At 27.9% G+C, this 12,678-nt stretch carries 13 protein-coding genes; 7 read left to right on the forward strand and 6 right to left on the reverse strand.

Annotation, left to right across the window (positions count from 1 at the left end; all coding sequences use genetic code 11):
* Positions 1-13 precede the first annotated feature (13 nt).
* Complete coding sequence (locus tag C6989_RS01215) at positions 14-877, reverse strand: polysaccharide biosynthesis protein (RefSeq protein WP_182126141.1); 864 nt, start codon at positions 875-877, stop codon at positions 14-16.
* A 90-nt stretch (positions 878-967) separates the two neighbouring features.
* Between C6989_RS01215 and C6989_RS01220 the strand changes: the two genes are divergently transcribed.
* The 3 genes from C6989_RS01220 to C6989_RS01230 are packed head-to-tail and all read left to right on the forward strand — an operon-like array spanning position 968 to position 3,744.
* The gene (locus C6989_RS01220) at positions 968-2,086 is read left to right on the forward strand and encodes an N-acetyl sugar amidotransferase (protein WP_182126142.1); all 1,119 of its coding nucleotides are present in this window, start codon (positions 968-970) and stop codon (positions 2,084-2,086) included.
* A 58-nt stretch (positions 2,087-2,144) separates the two neighbouring features.
* Complete coding sequence (locus C6989_RS01225) at positions 2,145-2,987, forward strand: class I SAM-dependent methyltransferase (RefSeq protein ID WP_182126143.1); 843 nt, start codon at positions 2,145-2,147, stop codon at positions 2,985-2,987.
* A gap of 52 nt (positions 2,988-3,039) precedes the next feature.
* Entirely contained in the window at positions 3,040-3,744 is a 705-nt protein-coding gene (locus tag C6989_RS01230) for an acylneuraminate cytidylyltransferase family protein (protein WP_182126144.1), read from the forward strand.
* Between the two features lie 18 nt (positions 3,745-3,762).
* On the opposite strand, the gene C6989_RS01235 is transcribed toward C6989_RS01230, so the two are convergent.
* The 4 genes from C6989_RS01235 to C6989_RS01250 all read right to left on the reverse strand — a co-directional run bounded on the left by C6989_RS01235 (position 3,763) and on the right by C6989_RS01250 (position 7,634).
* Entirely contained in the window at positions 3,763-4,584 is an 822-nt protein-coding gene (locus C6989_RS01235; protein WP_220462851.1) for an SDR family oxidoreductase, read from the reverse strand.
* Entirely contained in the window at positions 4,577-5,563 is a 987-nt protein-coding gene (locus C6989_RS01240; RefSeq protein ID WP_220462852.1) for a Gfo/Idh/MocA family protein, read from the reverse strand. The genes C6989_RS01235 and C6989_RS01240 overlap by 8 nt, the downstream gene beginning before the upstream one ends.
* 98 nt (positions 5,564-5,661) lie before the next feature.
* The gene (locus C6989_RS01245) at positions 5,662-6,669 is read right to left on the reverse strand and encodes a Gfo/Idh/MocA family oxidoreductase (RefSeq protein WP_182126145.1); all 1,008 of its coding nucleotides are present in this window, start codon (positions 6,667-6,669) and stop codon (positions 5,662-5,664) included.
* Positions 6,666-7,634 carry a Gfo/Idh/MocA family oxidoreductase gene (locus tag C6989_RS01250; RefSeq protein WP_182126146.1) on the reverse strand — a complete coding sequence of 323 codons (969 nt, stop codon included), beginning with the start codon at positions 7,632-7,634 and terminating at the stop codon, positions 6,666-6,668. Before C6989_RS01250 ends, C6989_RS01245 begins: the two co-directional genes overlap by 4 nt.
* A 114-nt stretch (positions 7,635-7,748) precedes the next feature.
* On the opposite strand from C6989_RS01250, the gene C6989_RS01255 reads away from it, so the two are divergent.
* From C6989_RS01255 to C6989_RS01265, 3 genes are read left to right on the forward strand one after another with little or no spacing between them, the layout of a single operon-like run.
* Positions 7,749-8,780 (forward strand): N-acetylneuraminate synthase family protein, encoded by a 1,032-nt coding sequence (locus tag C6989_RS01255; RefSeq protein WP_182126147.1) that lies wholly within the window; start codon positions 7,749-7,751, stop codon positions 8,778-8,780.
* The gene (gene neuC / locus C6989_RS01260) at positions 8,767-9,918 is read left to right on the forward strand and encodes a UDP-N-acetylglucosamine 2-epimerase (RefSeq protein WP_182126148.1); all 1,152 of its coding nucleotides are present in this window, start codon (positions 8,767-8,769) and stop codon (positions 9,916-9,918) included. Before C6989_RS01255 ends, neuC begins: the two co-directional genes overlap by 14 nt.
* 1 nt (position 9,919) lies before the next feature.
* Positions 9,920-10,783 carry an NAD-dependent epimerase/dehydratase family protein gene (locus C6989_RS01265; protein ID WP_182126149.1) on the forward strand — a complete coding sequence of 288 codons (864 nt, stop codon included), beginning with the start codon at positions 9,920-9,922 and terminating at the stop codon, positions 10,781-10,783.
* A 44-nt stretch (positions 10,784-10,827) separates the two neighbouring features.
* Here C6989_RS01265 and C6989_RS01270 read toward each other — a convergent pair whose 3' ends face one another.
* A complete protein-coding gene (locus C6989_RS01270; protein ID WP_182126150.1) occupies positions 10,828-11,883 on the reverse strand; it encodes a glycosyltransferase family protein in 1,056 nt (351 codons plus the stop codon).
* A gap of 78 nt (positions 11,884-11,961) precedes the next feature.
* On the opposite strand from C6989_RS01270, the gene C6989_RS01275 reads away from it, so the two are divergent.
* Positions 11,962-12,678 carry a sugar phosphate nucleotidyltransferase gene (locus C6989_RS01275; RefSeq protein WP_182126151.1) on the forward strand — a complete coding sequence of 239 codons (717 nt, stop codon included), beginning with the start codon at positions 11,962-11,964 and terminating at the stop codon, positions 12,676-12,678.

Genomic DNA, 12,678 nt, shown 5'->3' on the forward strand with positions numbered 1-12,678 from the left:
ATAATGATTAACATTAGATATTATTTTTTATTATCCACATATTTTTCCGTTCAATAGTACATTTTAATTCATCACTAGTCATCAAAATTTCTTCTTTTTTTTCACCAGGTCTTAAACCAATAATTTTTTGATTTTTAGAAATTTTATTAGCTAATTCTTTAATTTTGTACGATTTCATTTTTGGAATAATTATATCACCTTGTTTTATTATGTTTAGAGAATCAAGAATAAAATCTGCGGCTTCATCTACATGCCAAAAAAATCTCTTCATATTAGGATCTGTAATTGACAATGGTTTATTATTTTCAGATTCTTCTTTCCACACTTCAAATACATTACCTCTAGTTTCAATGATATTTCCAAATCTTACTGAAGCAAATTTTGTTGTTTGAAAATGAGTAGATGCCCAAGTAGTTAATCGTTCACCAATTTCTTTTGTGGTGCCATATAATGTTGAGGAACTTGCAACCTTATCAGTACTAATGTTTAAGAAAATTTTTGGTTCCGTTTTAATGGCAGTTTTGATAATATTTAGGGTGCCATTGACATTAATATCTACAGTATCAATTGCATTAAATTCAGTAATTTCTATATTTTTCAAAGCAGCCGCATGAATGATAATATCTATTTGGTTACAAGCAATTTCTAACCTATCAGAATTGGTGATATTTCCAAATAAAATTCTTAATCTATTATCATCAAATTTTCTTTTTAATTGAAATAAAGCATGCTCATTGACATCTAATACTCTAATTTGTTTTACAGGATATGTGAGTAATTTTTCTACTAACACAATTCCTAAACTACCAGCACCTCCAGTAATTAGTATTGATTTATTTTTCAAAAGATTTTTCAAAGAAATTTTTGTTTTGGTCAAGGAATTTTTTCTATTTCTTCCTTCTTTTTACCTTTACTAATTTAGGTGTGAGATTTTATAAGGAAGAAATTCTGTGGATTAATAGAAAAAATGGAGTATTGTAAAAAATGTGTAATGCCAAATACTAGACCTGGTTTAAAATTTGAAAATGGAATTTGTACTGCGTGCATAAATTATGAAAAACAAAAAACCACAAATTGGGAAAAAAGATTTGAAGAGTTAAAGTCATTATGTGAAAAATATCGAGGAACTAATGGAAATGGATATGACTGCGCAATCGCTATTTCAGGAGGAAAAGACTCTCATTTCCAAGTTTATTACGTAAAAGAAGTTCTTAAAATGAATCCATTATTATTGTCAGTAAGTAATATTGATTGGACAGAAACGGGTAGAAAGAATTTTGAAAACATATCTGAGAATTTTGGATGTGATGTAATTTCATTTAATCCTAATAGAAAGGTAGCTAAAATCTTATTTAGAAAAGCATTTGAGAAAATTGGTTCTCCTACGTGGTATGTTGATGCATTGATTTACGCTTTTCCAATAAAAATGGCAATTCAATTAGGAATAAAACTTCTTTTTTATGGAGAAGATGTGAATTATGTTTATGGTGGTAAATATGATAGTGAAAAAGCATCAGCTAAAGAAATAATGTTAAATGATGTAGTAAAACCAGTTTGGAAAGAATGGTTTGAAGATAATCAATTGACCGAAAAGGACTTAGAATCAGTTAGAATGCCAACAAAAGAAGATATAGAAAAATCAGAATTAGAGCCAGTATATTTGAGCTATTTTGTACCATGGGATTCTCACCATAATTTTGAAGTTGCAAAAAGATGGGGTTTTAAACAACTTTTACATGAATATCAGAGAGAAGGCACTATTGAAGAATACAATCAAATTGATTCAATAGGATATTTACTAAATCAATTTATGAAATATCCAAAATATGCCCATTCGTCAGCAACTGAAATTGGTTCAAGATGGATTAGAGCAGGAACAAAAACACGAGAAGAAGTAGTAAAATTAGTTGAAGAGTATGACAAAAACCTAGATCAAGGAATTATAGAGAAATTTTGTTTATTTACTGGAATGACAATTCCAGAATTTTGGAAAATTTTGGATAAATGGTATAATCCTGAATTTTTTGAACAAGATAAAGATGGGGTTTGGCATGAAAAATTTAGAGTCGGTAAAGGAATTGAGTAGATTTAGATGTATAACCAGAAAATAAATTAAAAGATATGATTATTTGAGAGATGAATAGATGGAATTCAAAAATTGGCCTAGAGAAAAATCACTTATCTCTGGACAAGAATATTTAGGAAATCAATTGATAGCACAGAATGCATCCTCAAAAGGATATGAGACAATAATTAACGAATATGTATACATTGATACAAAATATGTTTCTGAAATATTCAAAAAAATTCCAAAAGTTTGGGATAAAATGAAAGGTATAGGAGTGGATTTAGGTGGAGGGGTTGGTTGTATTTCATCTACAATTGCAAGAAAAGAGGATGTCAAGAAAATTTTTTGTGTAGAATTAGTAGAAGATGTAGTAAAGTTATGTCAGCCAATAGTCAAAAAAGAGATTTTAGGAGAAAACTACAATAAAGTAATTTCTGTCGTAGGTTCTTTTGATAATTTAGAATTAGAGGAAAATTCTATTGATTTTGCAGTTTCGTGGGACTCTATGCATCACTCATCAGATTTAGTAAAGACATTAACAGAATGTAAAAGAGTTCTAAAGAAAGATTCTATTTTGGTAATTGTTGATAGAGCCCATAATAATTCTACACCAGATTCTGAAATTGAAAGAATGCTCAATATTGTTTATGATGAAGAATTTCTCATTAAAAATTATAGACCTAAAGATACTATTTTAACAAGAAGAGAAAATGGTGAACATGAATACAGAATTTTTGAATGGAAAAATTTTTTCAAACAAGCAGGATATGAAATTTTAGATAACATCATAATAAAAACATCTACTGATGAAAATAAAAAATTAAAGAATGATGACAACATATCAGAAATATTTGTTGATTATGAATTGGGAGCTTTTGGGAATAGAAAGATAATGTTTGTTTTAAAACCCATAAAATGAATAAAGAATTTGATTAACATTTTTTAAAGTAGTTTTAGATTAGAAATATAGTTTGACTAAACCTATTTGTTTTATTGGTGCTCGGGGAGGTTCAAAAGGGGTTCCAAGAAAGAATATCAGATTATTAGCAGGAAAACCACTTATTGCATATGCTATAGAATCTTCCATTAAATCCAATATTTTTAGTCATGTGGTAGTTTCTACTGAAGATAAAGAAATTGCTAGAATAGCTGAGAAATTCGGTGCAGAGGTACCCTTTTTACGACCAAAGAAATTAGCTACAAGTTCTGCAGGTATGGCAGAAGTAATTATTCATGGATTGAAGAAATTATTTTCTATGGGATATGATTTTGATACATTTGTAAGTAGAGATTGCACAGTTCCTTTTATTCGGAATAAAGATGTTGCAGGTAGCATTCGTTTACTAAACCAAAAGAAATGCAATGCAGTATTTGGTGTTTATAGACAGCATCTTAATCCATATTTCAATATGATGGAACTTGACTCTAGTGGGTTTTTAAAACTTGTAAAAGAGAAAGGAAAAAGACCAGCGAGTAGACAAACAGCACCAATAGTGTATCAGTTAAATGGATTATTTACATATAAGACAGAGAAATTTTTCAAGTATGGAAAACCTTTACTTCCAAATGCATTACCATATGAAATTCCAGCTGAAACAGGATTAATGATAGACACTGAATTTGAATTTCAATTGGCAGAAATGATTGTTAAAAAGAAAATTCTAAAATTGGACTAATTCTAAAAATAATTTTTATTACCAAGCAGTCCAACCACCATCAATGACAAGATTTGCACCTGTCATATAAGACGAAGCATCAGAAGCTAAGAATAGCAATGCACCCTTGTATTCATCTTTGTTGGCCATTCTTCCAAGAATTGTCTTTTCAGAGTATTTTTTTATGAAATCATTTTTCATGTAGGTTTTATCTAATACGCCCCCAAGAGAAAGAGTGTTTACACGTATGTTTTTTCCATGCCAATAGGCTGCTAGATATCTTGTAAGACTAACTATACCTCCTTTTGTAGCTGCATAAGAAACAGGTGAGTTCAGATTACTTTTTCCATAAATTCTCTGATCTGCACCAACTAATCCATAAATAGATGAGATGTTTACAATGACACCTTTTTTTTGTTTTTCCATTATTCGACCAATTGATTGTGAACAAATTAATGGGCCAGTTAAATTGACAGATAAAACTTGATTCCAAAGTTCAAGTGGGAATTTTTCAAATGCAGATGAAGAAAATTTGGATTGACTAGGATTAAAAAATGCATTATTAATCAAAACATCAATTTTTTTATATTTTTCTAAAATCACATCAGTCATTATTTCAACTTCAGAGTTTTGTGAGATATCAACACTATAGGCTAAAGGAGAGACATCATATTTTTTCTTTAAATTATTTTCAAGTTTTTTATTTTTTTTAGATTCAATATCTGCAAGTATCACATTTGCTCCAGCTGCACTCAAAATATCTGCATATTGAGTACCTAATCTTCCAGAACTACCAGTTAAAACTACAGTTTTGTTTTTTAAATTAAAGATGGAGGTTACAGGGTTTTTTTTATTATTCAATAGACATCACACAGTTTTTTTGAGAAGAATTAATTATACTTAATGCAATTTTAAGAACTTTTATGCCATCATCTATATTGTTAACAGTATTTTCTCTATTTTTTGTACATGAAATAAAATATTTTAATTCATCAACATACATTGTATTTCTTTCATAATTAGGAATACTGATCTTTTCTATCCAGTTTTTAGTTATGGGATCATACATTTTTACTGTATTTATTTCAGAATCCCAATAGAGTGTACCTTTACTTCCTATTATCCTACAGCTTCTAAAATCGGGTTTTTGAAAATAATCTAGATGAATTTCAGCAACAATATCATTTTTAAATTTCATCAAAATGGCTGCTAAATCATCTACATCTAGTTCTAATTCACTAAATTTCCCATTCATTGCAAAAACTTCTTGTACATCACCAAATAACCAATACAAATAATCTATTTCATGAATACATGTTAAAACTACACCACCACCTAGTTCTTTTTTCGATGCATAACTTGTTCTATAGTCTTCATATGGATGCCAATCAGGAAGAAAAGAACCACTATGTGCTTGTACAGACAAAATTTTTCCTAATTCTTCATTAGAAATTATTTCTTTAATTTTTTGAAAACATTTATGGAAACGTAAATTACATCCAATAAAAGAGATCAATTTTTTTTCATTTATTAAATTTGATAGTTCATCAACTTTATCTAATGAATTAGAAAGTGGTTTTTCAATAAATACATCGATACCAGCATTTACTAATTTTAATGCGGAAGATACATGTTCACTTGTAACATTTGTGATAAAACCAACATCTGGTTTTTCATCAATACATTGTTCTATCGAATTAAAAATTTTACATTTTTTATAGATTGGAGAAGTCAAATTTTTGCGTTTGCTACAAATTATTATATCTGCATCAAAATTAGTCACAAGATTATCTAAGTGACGTTTTCCAATAGAACCTAATCCTACAATTAATACTTTCAAACATTTTTCTATGTTTAATGAATGATATTAGTTTTCAGTTTTCTTAGTGCTAAAAACGATTTGAAATTAAGTGTAATTAATTTAAGATGTTTAGAAATTCAGTTATAATTGAAAATTTTTTCTGCTAATTTATTATATTTAATAGATTTTTCTAGCGTGATCATATTCAAATTTTGTTCAAGTTTAGGGTCTAACATTACAGCAATTTCTTCTGCAATACCGGTTTTTATTTCAGGATAAGAGGGTTCAAGTTCGATTTGTTTCCAATCAACTTTACCTTTAGGACATGCATAAAGTTCTTCAAGAGGAATTAAACGAAAGGCATTATTTTTTGTTATAATTTCAATTCCCCATCTTCCTGCAGAACCCCAATCAGCATGATAAGAAAAAGAGATATTTTTATCGGTTATTCCACTCCCTACAAATGTTGAACCTGAATTATGCCAATCTAATGAACCTAATTGATATGTTGAAATGTTTGTAGGCATTCCTATAATTTCCATAGCCATTGAAATTACATGTAAGGAATTTGCAATTCCCCAATATTGATATTCATCATCTTTGTAAATTCCAAAAGGAATACGATGTATCCATTCAGTGAAATCAAATGTACATGAAGTAACACCGCCATCATTTTCAATCATTGATTTTAATTTTTGAAAACTAGGATATAGAATTCGGTTATATGCAATCCTAATTCTCTGAGATTTTAAATTTTTCAATAACGATAACAATTCTTTATGATAAAGAGAACCTGGTTTTTCAACTAGGATATTATCTTGACCATATTCTACTGCTAATTTTGTTGCAGGTAAAAGTAGTGGTGTAGGAGTAGCCACTATTACTAAATCCATTTTTTCCAGAGATGGTAAGTTTTTTTCAAAGCCTCCAGAAAGGAATTCAAATTGAAACTTATCACTAAACTCTTTTGAATCTTTTGATGTTTGTGAAATTATTGTTACATTTTTTATATTCATTTTTGTAAGTGCATGAGAATATTGTTTACCCATTTCTCCACCACCAATTATAAGAACAGATTTATTTTCAAAATTTGATTTGTGAATATTAGTTACTAAATCGTAACCTGTTGGAAATTTTTCAGTCATGTGATTGGGCATAACTTAAAGTCTTTATTAAGTATCTTACGTAAATGAGCATTAAAAATTCTAAACAATTCAGAATGATGATTAAATGAATCTTGTACTGAAGGTAATAGGCAACTATCTTTTTTCAAGATATCATCAATTATTTTTGTAGTAAGATTACTAACATGTTCAAATTCAAAATACCATTTTTTAGGTTTATTTTCATTAAAAACAAGGATTTTACTATTTATTTCATCAAGAATGAAATGCATATGTGCTCCTGAAATCTTTACAATCAAAGAATCACTAAATGATGGAAGGAAAGTGAGATTCAAAAATGAATCATTATCATTAATTCCTGTCAAAGTACCTTGAAATTCTTTAAAAGATTTGCTACGTTTATTGTGAATTAATTCCTTTTTAAGATATTTTCCATCAAGTTTAATTTTATTATTTTCAGTAAGCCAAGAAAAAAGAGCAAGATAATGTATAGCTTGGGTGCTTAAACCGTATTTACTATTAGTTAAAACGGAGAGAGAAATAGGTTCGTTTGGTTTAAAACATTTTTTTATTTTTTGATAACCATCAAAACATTGTAGATTTGTATTAACCCATCCTTTCGCATTAAATTTTTTTATTAATGAAAGTAAATTATTGTATTCAGCAGTAGATTGACAAACAAATTTTTCAATTAAAAATCGTTTATGACCACTCAACAGTAATTTTTTAATTATATCGACTCTGCCTTTAGAGTGAGTTGCAACAATCACTACATCACTTTTTTTATCTAGATCAGAAAGTGAATTTAGCCAGATTATCTTGTGATTATTTTTACTATAACGAATATCAGTCAGCCTTTTTTTTGCAATTTTTTGAGAATTTTTATCTGGTTCTATGATGTATATGGTTGTTTGATATTTCAACTTAACAAGTGCTTGAAGATGTCTACTTCCAACATTTCCACAACCCACAAGAACAATTTTCATCAACATATTTTTCAACATAGTAGACACATAAAGTCATTTTTATTTTATGAGAGATTTTTACATTATTTACCAATAAAACAAATATGACCAGAAATATGGAATTATATTAAAATCATGAAAGATTTTCAAATTAAAAATAAACGCATTGGTTCCTCTCATCCAGTTTTCGTAATAGCAGAAGCAGGAATTAATCATAATGGATCTATTAGAATTGCTAAGAAAATGGTAGATATTGCAAAAAAAGCAGGGGCAGATTGTATCAAATTTCAGACTCATATAACAGAAAAAGAAATGGTAAAAACCAATATCAAACCAGGAAATATTTCTAAAAAAACACTTTGGAGTATAATAAAAAATTGTGAATTAACAGAAAAAGAAGAGGCTCAAATAAATCAATATTGTAAAGATAAAAAAATTATTTTTTTGTCAACACCATTTTCAATTGAAGCAGTTGATAGATTAGAAAAAATTAGAATGCCTGCATACAAAATTGGTTCAGGGGAATTAACCAACATCCCATTTTTAGAACATATTGCAAAAACAAAGAAACCTGTAATACTTTCTACAGGAATGTCAGAAATGAATGAAATAAAATATGCAGTGAATTTGTTCAAAAAACACAAAGTACCTTTAGCAGTACTTCAAACAACATCAGTTTATCCCTCAGATTACAGGGACATAAATTTGGGTGTTATTGAGCAATATTCTAAAATTTTTAAGATTCCAATTGGAATTTCTGATCATTCTATTGGAATCTATACTGCTTTAGGTGCAGTTGCTAAAGGAGCTTCAATTGTTGAAAAACATATCACATTAGATAAGAAAATGCCGGGACCAGATCAATCTTTATCATTAAATCCAGAGGAATTAAAAGAACTAGTAAAAGGATGTAGAGCTGTAAAACTTGCACTTGGAAATTCAAAAAAAATTCTTAAAAAAGAATTACCAGTTCTACGTTTTGCTAGAGAATCAGTTGTAACAAAAAACAGAATAAAAAAACACGAGATATTTTCTGAAGGGAATTTAACCACAAAAAGACCCAATACAGGACAAATTCCTGCAAAGAGTTTTTACAAAATCATAGGAAAAAAAGCAAAAAGAGATATTCCAGAAGCAAAACAGCTTTCATATAGTGATATTCTTTAAAAAAAAAATTCTAATTGTTACTGAACGCAGAGCAGATTATACAAAATTTCGTCCTATCATTAAAGAAATAGAAAAATCAAAAAAACTAGATTATTTTTTGATAGTAACTGGAAGTCATCTTTTATCAGAATATAAGAATACAATTGATGAAATATACTCAGATGGATTTAAAATTAAAGAAAAATTTCAGATGTATTCTAAAAATAGAAAAGATACAGGGGGGGAGATGGCAAGATCTTTAGGAAATTCTATTATCCAATTAACAAATATTATTGAAAAATTGAATCCAGACATTATTTTGTCAGGTTTTGACATAGGTTCAAACTTAGGAGTAGCTATTGTTGGTGCACATATGAACAAAGTAGTAGCCCATTTGGAAGGAGGAGAAGTAACAGGAACAATTGATGAATCAATAAGACATGCAACAACAAAATTTGCACATATCCATTTTACTACAAATGAAATTGCAAAAAAACGACTTATCAAAATGGGAGAAAATCCAAAATTAATTTTTACAGTTGGAAATCCATCTCTAGACAGTATTAAAAATATTGAAAAAATTCCAGTTAAAGAATTAGAGAAAGAATTTGAATTAGATCTAAAAAAACCATTTGTACTCGTACTTCAACACACTGTTACAACAGAAGCAGATAAAGGAGAAAAAAACATTTTGGAAACTTTACAGGCAATAAAAGAATTATCAATTCAAGCTGTCATAATACATGGTAATGCAGATTTTGGTTCTAGTCAAATTAAAAATATTATTAAAAAGAGTAAATTAAAACATTATACAACACTCTCATTTGCAAAATATATCAATTTATTACGACATGCATCAGCTTTGGTAGGAAATTCCAGTAGTGGAAAGATGGAAGCACCATTTTTACATATTCCCACAATAAACATTGGAACAAGGCAGGAAGGTAGAGTTAAGGCAAAAAGTGTTATCGATGTAGATTATAATAAAAAACAAATCAAAAAAGCAATTCAAAAGGCTATTTTAGATAAAAAATTTTTGGAAAGTGTAAAAAAAGAAAAAAGTCCATACGGAAAAGGAGATTCAGCAAAAAAACTTGTCTCAATTCTTGAAAAAATCGATTTAGAAAAGATTTCTAGACAAAAAAAATTAGGATATTAAAATGACAATAATAATTTTAGGCAGTTCTGGTTTTCTAGGAAGAGCATTAATCTCAAAATTAGAATTAAAAAAAATTAAATTCAAAGGCATGGTTAAACAAAAAAATAAAATTAAAAGAAAATATTTTTTTGGAGACATTACAAAAGAAAATTTTTTAGAAAAACATATTTCAGATAATGATATAATAATAAATTTAATTGGACAAAATAATAAAGATACTTCAAAGCTTTTTGAGCAAAATGTTAAAGGTGCATTTAATCTTCTTAATTCAATTATAAAAAAGAAAAATATCAAAGTAATTTTTGCTTCAACTATAATGTTATATAATGAAAATGTTAAAAATCCTTCAAAGGAATCAGATACAATAAATCCAACAACAAATTATCAAATTGTAAAAGCTTTAACAGAAAATATTTATCATTTTTATTCTAAAATTTTTGGGATTGATGTTACAGTTTTAAGATTTTCAAATGTTTATGGACCTAATAAAAAAACAGGAATAATTTCAAATTGTTTAAAGAGTATAAAGAAGAATAAACCAATAACTATAGATCACAATGGGAATCAAGTTAGAGATTTTTTGTATATAGATGATGCAATAGAAAGTATTATCAAATCAATATCAAGCCATACGAAGGGATATAATTTATTAAATATTTCTTCGGGTACTGGCATTCAAATAAAAAAAATAATTGGAATGATTGAGGATGTTTCTAAGAAAAAAATTCCAGTAAATTTTACATCAGAGAAATTTGATAAAAAAAATCTAGTTGCAAACAATATTAAGGCTAAAAAATTAATAAAATTTACGCCTAAAACAGATATTCACGAAGGATTAGGTCAGACTATTTTATCAAGAAAATAAATTTTTGAAATTGTAAAAATTTGGGAATAAAAAGAGAAGACATACTATTTAGATAAAAATTCATGAATAATTTTACTAACATGTGGTAATTTTTCAATTTTTTTTATTTGATTTTCATCAATGTTGTTTTTTAATTTGTTAAAATCAATTGTTGGAACTTGTAGGACATAATTTTCTTGTTTAAGATCCAAAACTGTTGCAATTCCTAATTTTTTACTTATTTTACAAAGAAGTTCATCTTCTGGATAATTTTTTCTGGGAATTAAGAAAATAGGACATCGAGAATTAATACATTCTGAAATAATACCATAGCCTGGTTTAGATATTACAAAATTTGAAATGGAAATAATATTTTGGACTTCAGTAAAATTTTTTATTGTTTTCTTCTCGGTTTTAACATCATTATTGATAATCTGAACTAATGGATTAGATTTATTTGTTGAAATATTTATTTTTGATTGAAAGTTACTTCCTAGATAAACAGTAATAGGTTTATGATTTAAAAATAATTTTTTAAAAAGTTGTTTTTGTGTTGTTGTTATAGATCTACAAAGTAATGATGATTTTTTAGGGTTTTTCAATCCATCTAATTCCATACTAAGAGGAGTTTTTATTGCTAGATCAGTCATGCCAAAGGAATTACATAGCCAATCAAGAATTTCTTCCTTCCTTTTATCAGATGGGAATTTTTTTAAAATATCATTCCATGTGAAATTTGCTACTGTTATTGATGGTACATTGATTTTTTTTGCAAATCGGATTCCCATTGGAGAAATATCAGATATTACTAGATCTAATTTTTTGTTCTTGAAAAAATCTAATTCATGGCTGAGCCATTTTTTTTCATTTTTTATCCAATTAGAATAAAATTTGAAAGTATTTTCTGAGTCTGTTTTTTTTGAGATATTAGTAATGGGACCTACATCAGTTTTCCAGTTTATAACTCTAGTTTCGGGTAAACTTTTTTTTAAAAAATTAAATGCATTAGAATTTTTAATTATTATTTCATAATTATCACTTTTAAATTCTCTTAAAAGACTGATAGCTCTAGCAGCGTGACCGTAACCATGATCTGAAACATAAACAACGATTCTTTTCATAATAAAGAATAAAATTGAAATTATTTTTTAAATGAATAGTTTATTTATTAAATAACATAGCATCTAAGAAATTTACTCATGAAATGTGTGTTGTTAGCAGGAGGTAAAGGGACCCGGTTGATTGAAGAGACACTTGTAAAACCCAAGCCTCTCATCGAAATTGGGGGTAAACCAATTCTCTGGCACATTATGAAGAGTTATTCTCATTATGGAATCAATGAATTCATCATTTGTAGTGGATACAAAGGGGAGATGATAAAAAATTATTTTGAGAAAGAGGATATGTTAAAAAAAGAAAATTGGACATGCCAAGTAATCGATACAGGATTAGACACAATGACAGGGGGGAGATTAAAAAGAATAAAAAAATATGTTGAAAATGATACTTTTTGTTTTACCTATGGTGATACTGTTAACAATCTAAACATAACCAAATTGATTAATTTTCATAAAAAAATGGGATTATTGGCTACTGTTACAGCCTGTATACCACCAGAAAAATATGGGGTACTATATCTCAAGGGGGATTTAGTTGAAGATTTTAAAGAAAAACCTAGAAATGAAAAAAACTGGGTTAATGGAGGGTATTTTGTTTTAGAACCAGGAGTGTTTGATTACATTAAAAATGACAATACAGTTTGGGAAGAAGAACCTATGAAAAATTTGGTAAGAGATAATAAATTAGCAGCATTTCGTCATGATGATTTTTATCAACCAATGGACATGATGAGAGATAAACTACTTCTTAATGATTTATTGGATTCAGGTAAAGCAAAATGGAAAGTTTGGGACTAG

This window comes from Nitrosopumilus sp. b2 (assembly GCF_014078535.1).
Taxonomy (GTDB): domain Archaea; phylum Thermoproteota; class Nitrososphaeria; order Nitrososphaerales; family Nitrosopumilaceae; genus Nitrosopumilus; species Nitrosopumilus piranensis.

Excerpts from the sequence above, each read along its gene's own strand:
- C6989_RS01220 (WP_182126142.1), top strand. The coding sequence starts at position 968 with ATGGAGTATTGTAAAAAATGTGTAATGCCAAATACTAGACCTGGTTTA.
- C6989_RS01225 (WP_182126143.1), top strand. The coding sequence starts at position 2,145 with ATGGAATTCAAAAATTGGCCTAGAGAAAAATCACTTATCTCTGGACAA.
- C6989_RS01245 (WP_182126145.1), bottom strand. The coding sequence starts at position 6,669 with ATGACTGAAAAATTTCCAACAGGTTACGATTTAGTAACTAATATTCAC.
- C6989_RS01250 (WP_182126146.1), bottom strand. The coding sequence starts at position 7,634 with ATGAAAATTGTTCTTGTGGGTTGTGGAAATGTTGGAAGTAGACATCTT.
- C6989_RS01255 (WP_182126147.1), top strand. The coding sequence starts at position 7,749 with ATGAAAGATTTTCAAATTAAAAATAAACGCATTGGTTCCTCTCATCCA.
- C6989_RS01265 (WP_182126149.1), top strand. The coding sequence starts at position 9,920 with ATGACAATAATAATTTTAGGCAGTTCTGGTTTTCTAGGAAGAGCATTA.
- C6989_RS01270 (WP_182126150.1), bottom strand. The coding sequence starts at position 11,883 with ATGAAAAGAATCGTTGTTTATGTTTCAGATCATGGTTACGGTCACGCT.
- C6989_RS01275 (WP_182126151.1), top strand. The coding sequence starts at position 11,962 with ATGAAATGTGTGTTGTTAGCAGGAGGTAAAGGGACCCGGTTGATTGAA.